This is a genomic window from Bartonella silvatica, from assembly GCF_040545155.1.
Lineage (GTDB): Bacteria > Pseudomonadota > Alphaproteobacteria > Rhizobiales > Rhizobiaceae > Bartonella > Bartonella silvatica.
Map to the genome: position 1 here is coordinate 1 of NZ_JBEPLI010000022.1, position 18410 is coordinate 18410.

General features: G+C 38.2%; 13 protein-coding genes and 1 pseudogene. 7 read left to right on the forward strand and 7 right to left on the reverse strand.

Going from position 1 to position 18410, the window contains the following annotated elements:
• The first annotated feature begins 191 nt into the window (after positions 1-191).
• The 4 genes from ABID23_RS06860 (at position 192) to ABID23_RS06875 (ending at position 5883) form a co-directional block, all read left to right on the forward strand.
• The gene (locus tag ABID23_RS06860) at positions 192-443 is read left to right on the forward strand and encodes a hypothetical protein (protein WP_354190604.1); all 252 of its coding nucleotides are present in this window, start codon (positions 192-194) and stop codon (positions 441-443) included.
• An 890-nt stretch (positions 444-1333) separates the two neighbouring features.
• Positions 1334-1588, forward strand: coding sequence for a hypothetical protein (locus ABID23_RS06865; protein ID WP_354190606.1), 255 nt, complete (start codon positions 1334-1336; stop codon positions 1586-1588).
• Positions 1589-2963: 1375 nt separating this feature from the next.
• Positions 2964-3398: a hypothetical protein gene (locus tag ABID23_RS06870; protein WP_354190608.1), complete on the forward strand. Its 435-nt coding sequence runs from the start codon at positions 2964-2966 to the stop codon at positions 3396-3398.
• 1735 nt (positions 3399-5133) lie between these two features.
• Positions 5134-5883: a DUF4167 domain-containing protein gene (locus tag ABID23_RS06875; RefSeq protein WP_354190610.1), complete on the forward strand. Its 750-nt coding sequence runs from the start codon at positions 5134-5136 to the stop codon at positions 5881-5883.
• Positions 5884-6179: 296 nt separating this feature from the next.
• Here the strand turns inward: ABID23_RS06875 and ABID23_RS06880 are convergent, their stop codons facing one another.
• The 4 genes from ABID23_RS06880 to ABID23_RS06895 all read right to left on the reverse strand — a co-directional run bounded on the left by ABID23_RS06880 (position 6180) and on the right by ABID23_RS06895 (position 9191).
• A complete protein-coding gene (locus ABID23_RS06880) occupies positions 6180-6629 on the reverse strand; it encodes a hypothetical protein (RefSeq protein ID WP_354190612.1) in 450 nt (149 codons plus the stop codon).
• 49 nt (positions 6630-6678) lie between these two features.
• Positions 6679-7044 carry a hypothetical protein gene (locus ABID23_RS06885; protein WP_354190614.1) on the reverse strand — a complete coding sequence of 122 codons (366 nt, stop codon included), beginning with the start codon at positions 7042-7044 and terminating at the stop codon, positions 6679-6681.
• Positions 7045-7362: 318 nt separating this feature from the next.
• Positions 7363-8376: a PAS domain-containing sensor histidine kinase gene (locus tag ABID23_RS06890; protein WP_354190616.1), complete on the reverse strand. Its 1014-nt coding sequence runs from the start codon at positions 8374-8376 to the stop codon at positions 7363-7365.
• A 20-nt stretch (positions 8377-8396) separates the two neighbouring features.
• On the reverse strand, positions 8397-9191 hold the full coding sequence (locus ABID23_RS06895) for a response regulator (RefSeq protein ID WP_354190618.1): 795 nt from the start codon (positions 9189-9191) through the stop codon (positions 8397-8399).
• Between the two features lie 166 nt (positions 9192-9357).
• Here ABID23_RS06895 and ABID23_RS06900 point away from each other — a divergent pair, with 166 nt between their 5' ends.
• The 3 genes from ABID23_RS06900 (at position 9358) to ABID23_RS06910 (ending at position 11766) form a co-directional block, all read left to right on the forward strand.
• Positions 9358-9561, forward strand: a complete 204-nt coding sequence (locus tag ABID23_RS06900) for a NepR family anti-sigma factor (protein ID WP_354190620.1) — start codon at positions 9358-9360, stop codon at positions 9559-9561.
• Positions 9562-9568: 7 nt separating this feature from the next.
• Positions 9569-10123 (forward strand): RNA polymerase sigma factor, encoded by a 555-nt coding sequence (locus ABID23_RS06905; protein WP_354190622.1) that lies wholly within the window; start codon positions 9569-9571, stop codon positions 10121-10123.
• Between the two features lie 224 nt (positions 10124-10347).
• Entirely contained in the window at positions 10348-11766 is a 1419-nt protein-coding gene (locus ABID23_RS06910) for a sensor histidine kinase (protein WP_354190624.1), read from the forward strand.
• 76 nt (positions 11767-11842) lie between these two features.
• On the opposite strand, the gene ABID23_RS06915 is transcribed toward ABID23_RS06910, so the two are convergent.
• The 3 genes and pseudogenes from ABID23_RS06915 to ABID23_RS06925 all read right to left on the reverse strand — a co-directional run bounded on the left by ABID23_RS06915 (position 11843) and on the right by ABID23_RS06925 (position 18013).
• Positions 11843-13360, reverse strand: a complete 1518-nt coding sequence (locus ABID23_RS06915; protein ID WP_354190626.1) for a metallophosphoesterase — start codon at positions 13358-13360, stop codon at positions 11843-11845.
• Positions 13361-14105: 745 nt separating this feature from the next.
• Positions 14106-15063 (reverse strand): annotated as a pseudogene (locus ABID23_RS06920) (metallophosphoesterase).
• 970 nt (positions 15064-16033) lie between these two features.
• A complete protein-coding gene (locus ABID23_RS06925; RefSeq protein ID WP_354190628.1) occupies positions 16034-18013 on the reverse strand; it encodes a M23 family metallopeptidase in 1980 nt (659 codons plus the stop codon).
• Positions 18014-18410 lie beyond the last annotated feature (397 nt).

Genomic DNA, 18410 nt, shown 5'->3' on the forward strand with positions numbered 1-18410 from the left:
GCGTGGCGTGGCGTGGCGTGGCGTGGCGTGGCGTGGCGTGGCGTGGCGTGGCGTGGCGTGGCGTGGCGTGGCGTGGCGTGGCGTGGCGTGGCGTGGCGTGTTTGCATCAATTTTTCACTAAAAATATGCAAATGCCTATCAAGAGAGTCGTTTTTGCCAATATAATTTGTGTGTCAAAAGGGGAGAACATTATGGCGCTTTTTCCATTTTCTATTTCTGATATTGATGATCCTGAACATGTTCGTGTGGTTCTTTATGCCAGTGGCAGAATGGGCCATGCGCCTTTAAACGCTCTTTTGAGGCAAGATATTGCGCGCTTTGATCAAAAAAAGGGCAAAAATACCGAAACGCTCGCAAAGAGAATGGATGTTTTAGAAAAAAAATTGAACACAGCTATCAAAGACCTTAACGTCCTTAAAGGACTCATAAGTTGGGATGATTAAGAAAGCGAACAATGAAAATCCTGAGACGAGAGAGGTGGTTGAGATCTTTTGGGGCCTGTTTTAAGCCCTTGTGTTAAGCGCGGTTGACATTATTCTCCTCTTTAAACCGTCCCCTATATCAAATTTATGCGTGAATGACTTTATTTTCTTTCATATAAACAAGCTATGAAACTTATGGTGTGGAGGGTTTCATTCAAGAGGGGCGTTGGTGGCTGATGCCTATAATACTATGATCTCTTGGTTCTTAAGTGTGCACATGTTGCGATAAAAGTGCTCTTATGATTCCTCATATGCCTCCATTTTTTTGGGCGAAAAGGGATGGTTTCTTGATCGAAACTTTTTTGTAAAAAAAAACAGCATTTTAGAAAGTTCTTGCGGAGAAAATGGCTCGCTTTTTAACCAATATGTCTACGGCTGTTGTGTTTTTCTTGACAAAATCTGTGCTTTTCTTGTTATCGATCAAGCAATATTTCAAAGTCCACAGCGTGTTTGAAATGGTGGGAAAGCTGGGCAAAAGGAGTGCGCTTTATCCATTTTTTCATACTGGGAGCATGCGTGTTGGGTTTTTCTGTGTCATTTCTAAAATGGGAAGACCGCTTCATTTTAGTAGCATATAAAGGCTGGCAAGATAAAGGCAGAAGCCAATCATTCACCTTGTCATCATCCTTTCATTGAAGTTTTACAACTTTCAAAAGTCTCTAGAGTGATGTCCTTTAAAGAATAGAGAGCACGCATTGTTTCACGTTTTTTACGCTCCTTAATGGGCATGGGTTTTATGCATTTATGGAGCATGATTTTCATGCAAAACAGAACGCTATTTTATTGCTAATGCTCTTTTTAAAGAAATCTATTTTAACGTTTCCACGTCTATTTTACAACGGTGTTCGTGAATGGAAAAAGCCATTGAGCGACATCATCTTTATGCTTGTGAAGGCGCAAAGCCAGCACGCATCATGGCGCGCGCGTGGGATATTCCACCAGACTTTTTGAAGCGAAGGGGGCTTTTTACGCCTTATCTTCTTGTGTTTTACCCATATGCTGACCTTGCCCATGATGTGCAAGCAAGAGATTTTGATTGTTTTAATGTGAGAGGGGAAATGGCGAGAAAATTTTATAATTTTATCATATTGAGCGCTATGACGTAAGTTGTATAATGATCATTATATCTTTATAAATCAATATGTTATCTGTTTAAATCTTTTTGCCAGATTATGAGGGCAAATGATGCGTTTACTGCTCGGGATGGTTTATTGATGGCGTTTTTTATGGATGGAGTGGTTTTTCCTCTAAAGTTTATAGATTTTGTTCGTGTATTTGCATATTGGGATGAAAAACATGAAGTCGCGCAATCTGCTGTCACGATGAACGCGTTTCTGTTCAAGGTTTTGTGCATCAGCACCATGATTGTCTTTTATTGCGGTTGTCTCTTATTGTGCTGCTATCAACATTATCGTTTTTCAATTCCGACTTTATTATAGAGTGACTATTCCTTTCCACTTCATCTTTTTTCTGGGGGGGAGCCTTTGTTATTGAAGATTGAAATGTGTCGGTAAAAAGAAATGTGGTCTTCTCTACGTTTCTTTATTGCTTCCTCCGGCAGTTTGATGATGTTATTTTTCAATTCCAAAGGGAGAAGACTGGGTTTTATGAACCCACGTCAAATAATATAACAAATAATATAAGATGTGTAAGGCGAGGATTGATGTCTCTATTTTTTTAATGAAGTATGAAAAAATTCTATTTCAAAAAAAGAAAGGGGAACGCAAAATTTGGAGAAGTCTGTGTGAAAAGGTAGATGACAAGGTTAATGAGTGAAGGAGGTTAGCAGAATTTATAAAAGCATCTAGGGGCAATATTGTGATGGGGGGGCTTGTGGTGCAAGATTTAGAAAAGAGGGGCGATGTTATTCCAGCATTTTATAGTGTTGAGGATCATTTCAACAGTTTTTTTTGAAATTTTGGGCAATATGTATAAAGTTTCTATACATATTTTCTCTTCATAAGGTTGGAGAGTATAGAGATATGTTATTGATGATGGTCCAATGATATTGAGGGGTTTGATCATTTATCAATGCATTCTATTATAAATATTGAGCACGTGTTTTTTTGTTTTATATGGACTGTCTTGGGGTGTGTATGAAAAACAAAATGAAGTTTTTGTTGATATGATTCAGCATGATATGCATATAAAAGCGTATGGGAGACTTCTGTCAGAGAAGCAGCGTTTATTGCCTTTTATTTTGATGAAACAAATCTATGCGGCGTTTCTCATGGGGTTTTACATCAATAAGTTCTTATGGTAATGGCTCTGTAGCTTTTTTATAAAGCACATGAATAAGATTCCAATCAGTATGATCAATCATAAAAAGGGAATAAATACTTATCATACAAGGAAAAAAGTGTTTTGATATAAAAAGATTAATGGTTTTTTGCGGCAATATCGCGTGTGTGTATTGGCGTTTTTCTCGTTTTTTTTACTGTCAAAAGGCTTCTCTTAAGATTATTAAAGGGTACTATTTTTATGGAAAACAGAATCCGTGCAAGGCAAAGGGCTTATTTCAAAAAATTATATCGAAAGATCGCTTTTTTGGGGTTGTTGCTTTTTTCCGTTGCTGTGTGTTGTTTTGTCATCATAAAAATGATTGGTTATTTTTCTTCCCACCAACAAATGGCACAAAAAGCACCTGTCGAATTGGCAATCCCTGTCTTTGATTCACGTGTGTATTGCAAAGAAATTTCTGCTTCAGTGATGCCCAATATGAAGGGGGAAATGTATCAGCGTTGTATTAATTTGGAAAGTGAAGCTTATTTTGCTGTTCGTGAAATGTGGGATGCACTTTCCAATGCAACAAAAAAACAATGTATGAAAATGGTGCGACCAGGGGATGGAAATTATTTTCTCTTACGCGATTGTTTGATCAGTGAAAAAGAAGGAAAAGCACGCCATTACTTTTAAATGTCTCAATAAATTTCACCCAAGTAACTTTAATAATGTTAGGGGATGAAAAATAGTAAGTTTTGAAGAATATCTATTTTGTAACGGCGATGCTTTCTTAAAAAAGAGAATGGTATGGAATATGGGGGCATTCTCTTTTTAAAAAATATGCTTTTCCCAAACCTATGTCGCAAAGTCACCAAATAGTATTATGATACCATTCATGGATGCTGTCGCGAAAGGGGGGGCGTAGATCTCTTAAAAAACGACACTGATTATGCAGGAGGTGCCAGAGATATAAGGCAAGAAAAAAGCTTGATGGTTTTGTGTGCTTTACTGTTTATGATAAGGTTAGCAGAATCCATGGTGAGACTGGCAGAAAAGGGCGTGTTATAGGCAGGACAGAGATTGTTTTGTTCTGGTATTACGTTTTGGTTAACAGCGGTAAAGCCGCGAGAGAATATATGATTTAGCGCCAATGATAAAAATATGGTCCGTCCATTGCTGTGAAGGAATCTTTTGGCTTAAAAGGTTGTATCTCCATGGATGCCATCGGTTTTTTTGCTGTTTCGTATGATTTAGAGCTTCGTATCTTTTTTTTGAAAAATATTGGGTTGAAGGCTGTGGATAAGAGATGGTTTCAAAAATCGCTCACCATGCTTTCATAAAAGCCTAAAGTTCATCCTTTTGATTAATTAAGAAGAGCGGAGAAACAGTAGCACCAAAATGGCTCAAAGGGATAGAAAAATTCTCAAGATTCTCGGTTGGCCTTTGTTGATCATGATAAAATGAGAAAAAAGACGTACTTCTTTATTCGCAGTTTTATGAGTGTTTGGAGCATTATGAGGTCAATAGATTAAATGCTGTGTTCGTTTTGTAAATAAAGTTTTCTCATCGGGCAGTATAGCAAAAATTGGAAAGCGCATAATCCCGCGCTTATTGATCGGTTTTGGCGTTCTTTCCGTTGATTTTCATTTTTACAAAGACTTTGTAAAAGACTGTTTGTTTCCTTTTTGAATTTGTGTTTTCACATTTCTATACCTGGTCTCTCTTTTGTTTATATTTTATTTTTAGACAAAACGAGGAACCTATCGTGTTGTTTATGCATTTTGGTAAGGAGATTGATCTCGTGACGAGGATAGGGCTTGAAGAATGTTTAACGCTCATCTATCTCTCTAAATTAGAAAGATTTATAGAGTATTCGTAGATTATCACTTATAAAGGGGTTGCTTTCGCGCGCAAGAAAGGCTATGTTTATGGGGGAAATAGGTTCGTGCCGTAACTGTGGGATAGAAATATTGAGAGGTTTAGTGTGCGAAGGGTAGGGGATATCGGCGTTTTTTAGAATCAGTGGTTATAGAACAAAAGAGGATTTCTGTCATTCTTAGGGGGTGTTTTCTTACTAAGGATATTACGTATTTATTCTCTTTTCTGTTTTTCCACAAGATGGTTATTTTTTTAGTAAAATATGGTCTATTTTAAAAAAAACACTTGGCATTTTATATGAACATCACTAGTTTCCTGTCGGTTAACAGAGAAAAAGGGAATTTTTTGGCTTATGGTTTCCCTGCTGTTTTGTGATTTTCAAAAAATATATGCTTTTATCAAATATCAGTAGGTATCGTTTGAGTAAAGTAAAACGCGGATAGTCTGAAACCGTATTTTAAACATGACTAGCATTGTTGAAAAATAATGCGGTGAATAGAGAGTTAATAAAGAGTCAATTAAGACACACATACTCCAAAAAGGGATAAAAATGAGGCCACAACAAAATAGACGGGTACGCGGTCGTAACAATAATAGCAATGGTAATCACAATAATCGTCGCGGCCCTAATCCGTTGTCTCGGAATTATGAAAGTAGCGGTCCGGACGTTAAGATTCGCGGCAATGCACAACAGATTGCGGATAAATACATCAGTCTTGCTCGTGATGCACAGGGGGCTGGTGATCGCATTATGTCAGAGAATTATTTGCAACATGCTGAACATTATTTGCGTATTATTTTGGCAGCGGCTGGACAAGCATCACAGTCTGCGCGACGTGATGAAAACAGCGAGCAAGAATGTGGTGAAGTAAACGCTGAAGGTGAGCAAAAGAACATGGTCGATACCACTGATACCTCTCAGGGAGGTTCACAGAAAAATGGTCATGGACATCATCATGCCAAAGCACAAAATGGGCATGCGAATAATGAGGAAACATGGGAAGAAAATACAGCTGTCTTTGAAAGCAAAAGTGAGAAAGAACAATCTTCAGTTGAAGAAAATGCTGAGCCTAGTAAAAAAACAAGACGACCTGTACGGCGGCGTGCAGCACGAGCTAAAGAAGAAAAATCGCTTGAATTTCCCAATTTTGAGTTGTCAAGTGCAACATCAGAAACGTCTCAAAATGGTGATGCACCCTTGGTAAAAAACGCGTCGATGCCTGTGGTGGATAAGGAAATACAGAAAAAAACACGTCGACGCCGGACTGTAGCCTCTTCTTCAGTTGAAGAAAATGTTTAAGCGAGAAGAGTAGGGATCGGCATCATTAAGGAGTCTTCTTTAAGGGGGCAGGGTTTTATTTTTCGGGACAATTATATCTTTGGTTTTTGTGTTGAGTATTTCGTGTTTTCAACTGTATTGGACACGATAAGCAATGACTCACAACAGATGTGTTGTTGTTGAGAATTGTTTCTTTGTTTGTGGTGGATAAGGAAATACAGAAAAAAACACGTCGACGCCGGACTGTAGACTCTTCTTCAGTTGAAGAAAATCTTTAAGCGAGAAGAATAGGGATCGGTATCATTAAAGAATATTCTTTAAGGAAATGGAGGAGAAGTTTCCTCTTCTATCGTTTTAACGGAAAAAACAGCAATCAATGCACCGGTATGATAGTTATAAATCATAAACTTTTCTTGCCCATCGGGTGTTAAGATTTTAAATACAATATCGTGTTCTGAAAGGCTTTGCGACCAAATCTTTGCGTTTTTGGGTAAAGAAAGTGTGTGGTGGGCGACTTCATTATTTTGATTATGAGGGGAAAAGGAAGCTATTTGTTTTGGAGTGGATCCCGTTGCTGCAATTTTGTAGATAACACCAACTAAGACGGCAAGAATCAGAATAAGCGTTATTGAAATGGATACAATCATTAAACGCACCAGCTTTTTTCTTACGCGTTCAACTGCGGGATCTAAAGGGGTATCTTGAGGAACGGCATTTTGTTTTGTGTGATGGTATTTTGAAGTTTCAATTGGCTTATTATCCATCATGCTTTCTTTCCCTATTCATTATTTTTTTTAGTATGATGGGTTTATGCTTTTAAGGTTTTTTGTGCAAGAGGTTTGTGGATAGAAGATATGAAAGAGGCAATGGTGTTGATACAATATTTGCTTCGTGTAATTGAGGTGTTTGATCACTTATATTTTCACTTTTAAGGAAAAAATTGCCTCGGTTTGTCACGGACCAGGTCAGTTTGATTTTTTGTTTCTGTAAGTTTGCATCTGTACTGGTGCATTGAGCAAAGATTTGTTGCCCATAGGATGCAAATTTTTTTGTAGAAGGTATCAGGGATTGCTCACAGGCTTGTGCCGTTTGGTAAATTTTGACCATCTTATTGTTCGAATAACAGCTGTTAAAGTCATCTGAGCATGAAACCAATAAAAGGATAAAAGCAAGGCTATTCATAAAAATATTTTCTCAATAAAAGGTTGACAGCCTTAGGTCGCATTTGTCAGCCTATAGGCTTCTTATTGATAAATAAACGTTTTTAAGGATTCAAGGTTCCCTTATCCGGTTCCCTTATCCGGTTCCCTTATCCGGTTCCCTTATCCGGTTCCCTTATCCGGTTCCCTTATCCGGTTCCCTTATCCGGTTGTGTTATGGAGATATGTTTGGCACTTCTAGGAGGGAGGGGAGCTCGTTTTAGAGAAAAAATATCCCGATGTTATGGTATCATAAGAGCTCTTGGCGGGAGCCGTGGTTTATTTTTGGTGTTTTTATTTTTTAAGAAAAAACATCAAAATAAGTATCAGGAACACACAGGCAATAAACAATGCCTTCTTCTGTTAATTTGAAAGTTGCTGAACCATTGACAGAAACAGGAACAATCTTTTCTAGAACTGCACTGCCAAAACAAGATCTTTTATGGCTGGGCGAAAGCGTGTTGACTTCAAAATTTTCATTCCAAGTAATGAGGAGTTGCATTTTTCCATTTGTTTTTGTGTTAACTTCACAGTGGATACAGATATTTCCCTTGTCTTGCGATAAGGCACCAAAAGAAAGAGAATTGACAATAAGTTCATGAAAAGCCAAACCAATATGCAACGCAGCATTGGGAAAAAGATAGGGATCGGCACCGTCAATGGAAAAACGTTCTGTTTCTTTCATTAAATAACCCAAAGCTTGAGATTGGACTAATTCGCGAAATTGGGCACCACGCCAATCGGACTCGGTGATAAGATCTTGGGAATGGGAAAGAGAATGCAGCCTTCCTTGAAATTTGCGTAAAAAAATCTGAAGCGATTCCGTATAGCGTGCGGTTTGGCTGGCAATACTTTGGATAATGGCAAGAAGATTTTTAGAACGATGACTGACTTCTCGAAGGAGTATTTTCAAGACCTGTTCACGTCGACGCAGCCCTGAGATATCAACACCGGTCGTGATAATACCGATAATGTCTTCGTTATCATTGCGGTGGCAATCAATGGAAAATTTATACCAAATGGCTTGTTTGCTCATATCCTCAAACCGAGCTTCAATGGTTTGCATTTTGCCGGTGGATAAAACCTGTAATTTGATTGTTTCCATATTGTCGGCGAGATCGAGTGAAAACAAATCACTATCACGACACCCCATCCGCCATTTATAATGCAAATACTGCGGTAAATTTTCAGCCCATACATAGTCTAAATTTGTTGTTTGGTATAAAACACAAATATTAGCGCTTTGGATTGCCTGCATGAGAGCGCTAAGATGTGATGTGTCCATAGGGGGCTTTGGAAAAGGTGTCACGATCATGGTGAGGTGATACTTCCATTCTAGGCCGCTTTAGAAGCATTCTCTTGAAAAAATAAAGCTTGGGAAATAAGCGCTTTCACCATATCTGGATGAAAAGGCTTGGTGATTAAAAATGTCGGTTCTGGACGCTCTCCAGTCAGTAACCTTTCAGGAAAAGCTGTGATAAAAATAACCGGAATGCGGTCATTTTGTAAAATATCATTGACGGCATCAATGCCCGAACTGTTATCGGCCAATTGAATATCCGCTAAAATCAAGCGGGGCTTTTTATGATGATACATCACGACAGCTTCATCTCGGGTTCGTGCTATGCCAACGACTTGATGACCAAGGCTTTCTACCATTTGTTCAATATCCATGGCAATAAGAGGCTCATCTTCAATGATCATTACTTGGGTGGCTATTTGTTGGGAAATATCCATTGAGGCTTGGTTGAGAAGCTTGCGAAACTCTTTTGCATTCAGCCCCATGATTTCACTGGCCTCTTGTTCGTTAAAGCCTTCAACACCAATTAATAAAAACGCTTGGCGGGCACGGGGCGTGAGATAAGATAATTTGGCACTGGTTTTTTGTTCAAGACCAAATTGTGGCAAAGGTTCTGGTATATTGGGTGTGGTTTGGTCAAAAAGGTGGCAAAAAAGCCAATAGGTTCCAATGCGGTCACTGGATGCATTCGGGAAAATCGAAATATCAGCAATCAATGCTTCCAACATCGCCGAGACATAAGCATCGCCAGATGATTGGCTGCCGGTGACAGAGCGGGCAAAACGGCGAAGATAGGGAAGATGCGGCGCAATGCGTGTTGATAATGACATAATGTATAACTCCTTTGACCTCTAAAGCACTTTATTGGTTGAAATTCTCAGAAGATGAAAAAGTTCCTTTTTTGTGTGGAACTTTTTACCTGCAGCTATATTTACAACCATAGGGCGAAAATTTTTATTTGTGCTACTGATGTTATATGGATTAGGGGGGTAAAAAATGAACGACCGTGATGAAAAAAATCTCACCAATCACCTTGCAGTTGGTGATGATCTTCTCGGGGTCAATAGTGAAATAGCACGCAAATTACGACAGTTTTATCTGGAAATTCAGGAAGAAGCACTTCCGCGCTGTCTGCTGGAACTCTTAGAAAAATTAGAACGTGCAGAGCAATTTGGCTTAGACAATGTGGAAAAGGTGTGAAACCTTTATGACAAAGCGCGTACAAAACTTTAAACAAGAACTCCTTTTGGTTCTTCCTGCTCTGAGAGCTTTTGCTGTTTCTTTGAGTGGTAAAAATGATAGAGCTGAGGATTTGGTTCAAGATACCATTATGAAAGCATGGGCTAAGCAGGACAGTTTTGAGATGGGAACCAATCTCAAAGCATGGCTTTTTACGATTTTACGCAATGAATTTTACAGTCAGATGCGCAAAAAAGGGCGAGAAGTTCAAGACACTGATGGCATATTAACGCAAAATGTGGCGGTTCATCCTGCTCAATATGGGTCACTTGATTTGCAAGATTTTAAAAAAGCCTTAAATATGCTTTCTGCCTCTCAAAGAGAAGCCATTATTCTTATAGGAGCATCGGGCTTTTCTTATGAAGATGCGGCTGCGATTTGCAATTGTGCTGTTGGCACCATTAAAAGCCGTGTTAGCCGGGCACGTAATCGCTTACAGGAACTTCTCAAGGTGAATGGTGAATCCGATTATGGTCCTGATTCTTATTCGTCGGGAAGTACATTGTGTTCATTTGACGGCTAAAAAAGCGTAAAAATTATGGTTGATAGCCTTGTTTTTTTAATTCTCGTTATAGCTATTAAGGTAAAGTCAGTATCTGAGGAAATTCAGAAACTTGGTTTGTCTGCTTAGGAAAAGTAAAAAGAGCCTGTATGAAAATATCTAGCGCGCTTTAATATACTGTTCTCTAGAGTAGTCTTCCTTTGTGCTGAAAAGTGACAAATTTCAGGTTCGCCAATGGAAATTCTATGACAACAAAGACGCGTTTGCTTCCTCAAATCCCTTCGGCTGATTCAAGCATATCAAGTTGGCGTTGGGTGGCAATTGTTGTTTCTCTTGTGATGGCTCTTCTCGCATCAGCTTTTATTATTCTGCTTTCAAATGCTGTTGATCGGGAAATAGCACAGTTGAATACAAGTTCAGAATTGCGTGAACAGGCTGATTTGGTGCTTATTGGTTTGATTGATATGGCAATTGCTGATCGCAGCTATACCAAAAATCGAAAGGTAGAAGATAAAGTCCGCTTTGAAAATGCAGAGAAAGAGATTGAAAATATTCTCGATTATATCGCACTTATTGTGCATGCCCATCCGCAATGGCAGGAATGGTTTACAGATTTTAAAGAAGAAGTTGAAACACGAAAAGATTTTATGAATGCTCATATGAATGCTCTTGATCAATTTCCCGATCAAGCTTCTCAACCTTTTCCTTCCTCGGGCACTGAGAAGATTCAAGTGGCACGTTTAGCACAATTGATGACAAGTTTTATTAATGGTGATGATGTGGTGCGGCAAAAACAGCGCGAGGGTATAGCCTTTATGCGGGCAGCTTTAACATTGGCGGCGATTGTTTCTGTCGTGAGTACTTTTGTTTCTGCTTATTTCGTCATTAATCGGTTTCATCGTGATGTGCGTTCTTTAAAAATGTATCAATTGTTGCTGCATAGTGAAAATATTGCTCTGGAAGCACGGGTAAAGGAACGGACGCAAGAATTGGAAAGAGCGCGCAATCATGCCGAAAAAGAACGGCAACGTGTTGAAATACTCTTACAAGATGCAAGTCATCGCATTGGCAATTCTCTTGGAACGGTGTCTTCTTTGCTCGGGCTTCAACTCAATCGTAGTAAAAATGAAGAAGTGCGCTCTGTTCTTGGGGCGGCGCGCGATCGTATTCAGACAATCTCTACAGCGCATCGTCGTTTGCGTTTGAGTGATGATATGGAAACAACTTTATTGGCAGAATTTCTCAGTTCGGTGGTCCATGATGTCGAGTTAGCGGTTCCTTTGGAATTGCGTGAAAATATAACTATTCACACAAACTTTAAAGATTGTCGGTTGTCTTCAAGAGATGCAACTACCCTTGGAATTATTCTTGGGGAACTGCTGACAAATTCCTTAAAACATGCTTTTCCTCATCAGCGTGTGGGCCATATTTATATCTCGTTTGGTCCCGCGCTAAACGGGCAGTTAATGTTGATTGTGGAGGATGATGGTGTGGGCATGAAAAGTCAAACGCCAGAACAAAAAACAGGTCTTGGTCGCTTGGTTGTGGAGCAGCTTTGTATGCAGTTTGGTGAGAAACCCCTTTTTGAAACCTCTGCTCTGGGAGGGACAAAGATTACCATCCCCTTGCCAAAACTGAATACAGGAAATGAAAAAGGTGCATAGTTTGAAGAATGCACCTTTTATCTCTTCAAAGTTTTTTACAAAAAACTTTATTTATAGGGAGTAAGAGCAAACGCTCTTATAAATTACTACAACTGGTAAAGAAGGGGATTTTTCCTCCATTTATCCCTAAATCTTTGACAAAAAATGGTTTTCCTGTTTTTCCATTGTAAGCTTTTACGATCATGTTTTTTCCTCGCACATCGACAAGATAGTAGTCTCCTTTGAAGAGTGCGCCTGCTGTATATACAGGGATTTTCCCAAAAACTTTATCATTTGGTGCGCGGCATGCCCATTGCATATGCTGATGTCCTACAAAAATTGCTTTGACATTGTGCCGCATAATAATTGATTTAAATCGAGCGAGATCTTTTGCATTTTTGGGACGAAGAAAATGAGAATCCTTATCTTTAAAATAGGGACGCGCATCGTGGAAGTTGAGAATGGTCACTTTTCCTCTTCTATCAGCAGCCTTTAAATCTTTTTCCAACCAATTTAAAGCTTTCGTTATGTGTACGTTCGTTTGACCATCCGATAGGGTGGTTGTATAAGTTGGATAATTTTGAAGTTGTACATAATGAATATCTCCATAATCCCACGAGTAACTTAAACTCCCGGTTATGCGCAGACGCGTTGTATCATAGTATGGAGACTTATAATATTTCACATCTTGATTAAACTCAGGTAAAGCAGCGCTATATTTCTTCATTTCTTGGAACATTCTTTTGACAGCACTTATGGCACATGCATCCTTTGAAAGATTTGATATTGGTATCATACAATCTCGAACATTATTGTAGTAATCATGGTTCCCAAGTCCTTCATAGATGGGGTAAGCGATGCTTTTATAGACATTTTCATAGTCTTGATAGGTTTGTGGTCGACCAAACTCAGTTAAGTCGCCGTTAATAATATAAAATGCAGCGGCGTGTGATTCTATGGCTTTGGCAACTTTTTGATTTGTTTGTATCCATGGGAATCTGTTGGCACGCCCGTTCGGATCACCCGATTCCAAACGCCATGGCTGTGGATCGGCTGCTATGACGACAGTATAATTTTTTAGGGGAGTCTTTCTTTTTACATACCAAATTGTTCTTGCGTTCTTACCTTTTCCCTCCATTCTTTCAAAATAATAATTTTTGTTGCTTGAAGTCGCTAAATATTCGCTGTCGCCCTGATAGGGATTATACCATCGGAATGTTAAATAAGTTCCATCATCTACAACACGATATCTCACCCATCCACCGGCGCCAAAAAGCCAAGCATCAGAGGTTGTGGATACTTCTCCTACAGAGCTGGGTGCAATGATTCTCGAAGGTCCTAATTCCTTTCCATGTGCCCCTGACTTCCATAGGCCACGCTCGACACCTTTATCAACGAGCACCATAGAAGTCGGTGGATAGGTGAGTTCATTAACAATATATACTTCTGTTGAACGATCATCAAAGGCTCGAGATTGAGGTTTTGGTAATTTTTTGATGAAACTTTCTCTTGTTTCATGGGTTACAGAAAGGTTTTGCGCATAAACAAAACAAAGATTCATAAATATAAAAATGGTTAGAGCAATTGCAGTTGTTAGCACATATTTGTATTTCATAAAATTATCCACACAAAGTTAGAACACTCCCATAAAATATTTGCTGAAACATTCAACGGGTGCGAACTCTTAAGAGTTGTTCAAATTCATTTTTTAAGAAATATTTTGTAACAATTTTTAGATGGGATGAGGGTCCTAAAAAGAGAGTTTACAAAAGCAGTTTATATTGACACCATTAAGGTCAACTCCTGGTAACTATTTGTTCAATTTATATTTTTTTCTTAAACTGAACGTTTTCCTTTCCTGAATCAAACTATGGAGATACTCACTTCGAAACCAAAGCTTTATGACTTTTTTGTGGTATAAATTGAGTGATAATCAATTAGAGTGCATCATTATTAACGAGGTTTGTATAAGACTTTAAGAGAACGCTATAAGCTTTAATATGGAGACTTTTCCTCTGCGCTTCGACAAAATAGTTGTCTCTTTTGTAAAATGCTTTTGCCCTCTATGTAAAAATATTGTTGAAGACTTTGTCATTTGGCTCTCAGTTAAAGGGGGCGTTGTGATTCATTGTAAAAGATGATGGTGTGGGTATGAAAAGCTAGGTTTTTATTATTTGATTTTTGAACAGCAACAGTTTGGTGAAAAGTCCCTTTTTGAAGCTATGGTTTTGAGGGGTATAAAGATCGCTGTTTCTTTTGCCGTCTTTATACTCAGTTTGGGTGAAAAAAGAAACGTTTGCTTTGTCAAGGTTACTTGAAGATCGCTTTTGGTTTGTTGAGATTGAAAAGAAAAAGTTCCTTTATAAATTACTACAACTCTCAAAGAATTCTATATTGGTGCCTATCACGCCTAAATCTTCGATCAAAGTAGGTTTTCCGGTTATGCCATTATTAAGCTTTAACATGGATATTCTTTCCCTGTACCCTGATGTGGTAATAGTCTCCTCTAAAGAGTGCTCATGCCGTGTAGACAGGTATATTTCCAAAAACTTTATCATCTTGTGCACGACAATAACTTTGAAAATGCCTATGACCAACAAAAATTGCTTTAACATTATGAGAGGTAATGATTGATTTAAATACCGATAGACCTTGAAAATTTTTGGGTAATAAAATGGGAAGAAGTATTAGGAAAAAATGCTTTTGCATCGTGGAAATTTATAACAGTGACTTTCCCTCTTGCATCAGTAGCAGCTAAATCTTTTTTAGCCAATCCAAAGAGCTCTTAACATGGGTGATCATATCCCTTTGTTTTAGATTAACCGTATAAGTTGGATAATTGTGCAATTGTACGTAGTGAATATCTCCATAATCCCACGAGTAACCAAAATTTCCTTCTATAGAACGAACAGATTTGTTAGACGGACTGGTCAACTCCGTGATGTCTTGATTGAAATGGGGGAGTTCGTTCTTGTATTTTTTGATTTCTTTGATCATTCTAGAGATGGTGTCTATAGTACATGCATCACCTGAAAAATTCTTATCTTCAGGCATTATACAATGACCGACATTAATCGCATAATCATGGTTACCAAGCCCTTCATAAACAGGAGAGCCAAGATTTTTGTATGTATTGATATAATCTTCGTAGGTTTCTCTACGACCAAACTCCGTTAAGTCACCATTGACGATATGAAACGTCGGTTTTTGTGATTTTATTGCTTTTGCAGCTTTCCTATTTTTCTTAAGCCATAGGACTGTGTTTGTTTTATTGTTAGGATCACCAGACTCCAAACGCCATGCTTGCGGATCGCTCATGATGATCACAGTATAGTTTTGGGGTGAGGTTTTCTTTGGGCTATTTGAAGACTTTTGGGCTTTATGACGAGAATTAATTTCGTCAGTTAATGGATGGTTTAAATTTCCAAATTTGGTTTTTGATTTTGTCGCCTCATGAGGTCTCTTTGAAACTTCCTGTTCTCCTCCAATAGTATAATTTGTATAACTCAATATTGATAAAAAATAATACTTATATTTGTATATTTATATTTCATCAAATTAGCCCCTCGGTTATTTGATCGTTTTTTATTTACAATAATATATTATAATATTTTCCAAAATATAGTTTTTTAAAACAATTTTTTATTAAATATAACTTGTATTATAAGCTTTTAACTTCGATATATATTTATTTTGGGGTCATTTTTGTTATTAAGAGTCCTTTATTTTATTTATTGCGAGACGTGCAATTGTTTTTTGATTTTTTTCTTGTTCAATTTCTTTATGGTTAAATTTTTCTTTTCTGATTGCGCTTTTGAGACTGTTATTTCATTTTGCGCGTGACAAGATATTGCTATCGCTTTTTCTGAGACAAGAAAAAAAGGAACCAAAGCTATAATAATAATTTTATCAATTTGTGTTTTACATAATTTTACATTTATGAAAATTTCAATTTAAAATTTAAGATAAAAATCTATGAAAATTAAGAAGGTAAGTTTTATATTATTTCCTTGATGTTTATAGAAAAAACTTAAACTTTGTTATTCCTTATGATCTTTTAAAATATAGGGAATCATGCGGTTTTCAGTGTCTTAATCGAATATATGAAGAGTTACCGTTTGCTCTTTTTTAGATTTCCACGGTACGCCTGAATAAGGGGATAGAAGCTATGATTATTTTTGAATTCCGTAGACCCTAAAATATTCTTGTAAATTCTAGGATATTTTTTGAAAGATTTTAAATGTTCATAAGCTTTTGTGAGGAAGATACTTGCCGGTGCTTTGATGTTTTAAGTATCGTCAGAAGGTGTTATCGGGCTCTCTAGCAAGGAATCAATATTATTTTTTTCTTTTAGAAACGCTTGTAAATCTTGATTGGTTAAAGCTTTGCTGTCCGGTATGCGGATGCGCATCGGATCTACTTTTACACCGTTGACAATGATTTCAAAGTGACAATGGGGGCCTGTTGCCATTCCCGTTGATCCGACATAGCCAATGATTTGTCCTTGACGCACTTTAACACCTGGTTTGATGCCTGGTGCATAACGGCTTTGGTGTGAATAACTGCTAATATAACCATTGCTGTGTTTAATTTCTGTGTGGTTTCCATAACCACCGGTCACACCTACCCTTGTGACAATTCCATCGCCGACAGCAATAATGGGGGATCCTTTTGGGGCAACCCAATCAACACCAGTATGCATGCGGACATAGCCTAAAATAGGGTGTTTGCGTGGTCCAAAGGGGGAGCCAAAAACGCCATTTGGTGTGGGTTTACGCAGCAAGAAAGGTTTTGAGCTTTTTCCTTCTGAATCATAGTAATCGACGGTTCCATCTTTTGATTGATAGCGGTAATATTTGTAGATTGTATTGCCGAAGGTAAGACTGATATAGCGAATTTCAGGATCTGTGTTGTGGAGGCTTTTCTTTATTTTTTTGTTCTTTTTTTCGTCTTTATCTGTGCCGTTTTGTTGTGGGAGTGCATAAAATATTTCGATCTGATCGGTTGGTGTGATCCGACTTTTCATATCAATATTGTTGGCAAGCAGACGAATGAGACGTTGTGAGAGAGATTGCGATATATTATGGCTAAGTAGAGCCGTATAGAGTGCATCATAAGTTGTTGGTAATTGTGTTGTGATATAAGGATGCGGAATACCATTATGAAAAGCTGCTTTAAGCGCTTGAGACATTTGGGGTTCTGCACTTTCAACAAACTGCCCCTTATCATTGAGAGCAATGGTGAGGACATGATATTTCCCTTGGTAAATACTTGCGCGTACGAGATGGTCCTCTTCTCCTGCTTGTGTCACAATACCGATGCGTAAAAGGCTTCCCTCTTTTAGAGTATCAGAGTGGTTAAACTTGACTAAATTGCTTACGACTTGTTCAATTTGCTCTTTTGTATAGCTGGTGCTTTTGAAGATATCGGCTATTTTTTGTTTTTTTCGAATAGGAATAATATCCTCAGCATAGTTTTTTGCCAGATCAATGCGGTGGCTTTGAGGAGAAACGGTTACATTTTCTTGAACAATGCGCACTTGAGGGGTATCTACAAACTGAGAATCAGAAGAGAGATTTTCTAGATTTAAAGGGTCGATGAGTGTCAGCATTGAGAGCAGTTCATGGTTTTTTTCTAAAGAAAATCCAGCGTCTTTTAACTCTTTCTGTACTTCCGCGTCGGTCAGTATATCGGCTGCATTGAAGTTTAGCTGATCAATATCTAAATCACGGCTGCGCAGCACAATCTTTGTTTCCACTTTTGCTCCATAAATATGTCCTGAGGCTTGTTGTGTTGAGATTGGTTCTTTCGAATCACTGGCCATAATGCTTAAAGCATCAAATTTAGGATAACGATATTTTTGTGAGCGTTCTTCCGCTAAAGCCATTCGAATCCATTCGAAACGTTGTGTTTGAATGACTTTTTCTTCTCCCTTTTTTTGTAAAACGGATAATTCAAATTGGCGTTTACGATCAAAGCTTTGTCGTGCATGGGTCGGGGAAATACGATCACCTTTATTATTGGCATCAGGGTCTTGTGCTCGTGAAAGATTTTCGAGTTTAAACCACTGTGGGGGGGTTACCAATCGCTGTTGCTCATCGAGCGCGGCAAAGAGTGCGATTCCCATCAGAATACAAGAAGTGATTCCCGTGAGAACCGTTCCTGTGAGCCAACGGACAGAAACCTTTCGGCGTGCTGGCCGCAAGCGTTTGACAACAAGAGCAGGGTCTTGTCCGGGATCGTTTTTCTGTGTTTCGTTATCCCACATAGATTTTTAGAGTACTTTTCAAATATTAAACGACGTAAGGCTAGCATAGCTTTGTATCTTTCTACAAGAAGCTGTTTATCTTTATAGATAATACAATTTTTTTTCATATTACCATGTTTTTTCTTTATCATAGGCGTGAAGAAAGATTGAAGAACAATCGCAATGCTGGATCGGGGCTCGGTATTAAACAAAATCATAAAATAGATGTGTGGGGATTCTTTGGGAAACACGCGGTCTTTGAAAGTTATCATTCTTAAAGGATTAAAAACCATCATTTATAGTGGTGTTTAAAAAAGCAATAAATTTAAAAAAAAGATAAAAAATGATATTGACTCTTTGATTAAAAGGGGTCTATATATCGCGACGTGACGAGGGCAGTTTCTGCTTGCGATGGTTG

Bases quoted from the DNA above. Each gene is read 5' to 3' on its own strand.
- ABID23_RS06860 (WP_354190604.1), top strand. From the start codon at position 192: ATGGCGCTTTTTCCATTTTCTATTTCTGATATTGATGATCCTGAACAT.
- ABID23_RS06865 (WP_354190606.1), top strand. From the start codon at position 1,334: ATGGAAAAAGCCATTGAGCGACATCATCTTTATGCTTGTGAAGGCGCA.
- ABID23_RS06870 (WP_354190608.1), top strand. From the start codon at position 2,964: ATGGAAAACAGAATCCGTGCAAGGCAAAGGGCTTATTTCAAAAAATTA.
- ABID23_RS06875 (WP_354190610.1), top strand. From the start codon at position 5,134: ATGAGGCCACAACAAAATAGACGGGTACGCGGTCGTAACAATAATAGC.
- ABID23_RS06880 (WP_354190612.1), bottom strand. From the start codon at position 6,629: ATGATGGATAATAAGCCAATTGAAACTTCAAAATACCATCACACAAAA.
- ABID23_RS06885 (WP_354190614.1), bottom strand. From the start codon at position 7,044: ATGAATAGCCTTGCTTTTATCCTTTTATTGGTTTCATGCTCAGATGAC.
- ABID23_RS06890 (WP_354190616.1), bottom strand. From the start codon at position 8,376: ATGATCGTGACACCTTTTCCAAAGCCCCCTATGGACACATCACATCTT.
- ABID23_RS06895 (WP_354190618.1), bottom strand. From the start codon at position 9,191: ATGTCATTATCAACACGCATTGCGCCGCATCTTCCCTATCTTCGCCGT.
- ABID23_RS06900 (WP_354190620.1), top strand. From the start codon at position 9,358: ATGAACGACCGTGATGAAAAAAATCTCACCAATCACCTTGCAGTTGGT.
- ABID23_RS06905 (WP_354190622.1), top strand. From the start codon at position 9,569: ATGACAAAGCGCGTACAAAACTTTAAACAAGAACTCCTTTTGGTTCTT.
- ABID23_RS06910 (WP_354190624.1), top strand. From the start codon at position 10,348: ATGACAACAAAGACGCGTTTGCTTCCTCAAATCCCTTCGGCTGATTCA.
- ABID23_RS06915 (WP_354190626.1), bottom strand. From the start codon at position 13,360: ATGAAATACAAATATGTGCTAACAACTGCAATTGCTCTAACCATTTTT.
- ABID23_RS06925 (WP_354190628.1), bottom strand. From the start codon at position 18,013: ATGTGGGATAACGAAACACAGAAAAACGATCCCGGACAAGACCCTGCT.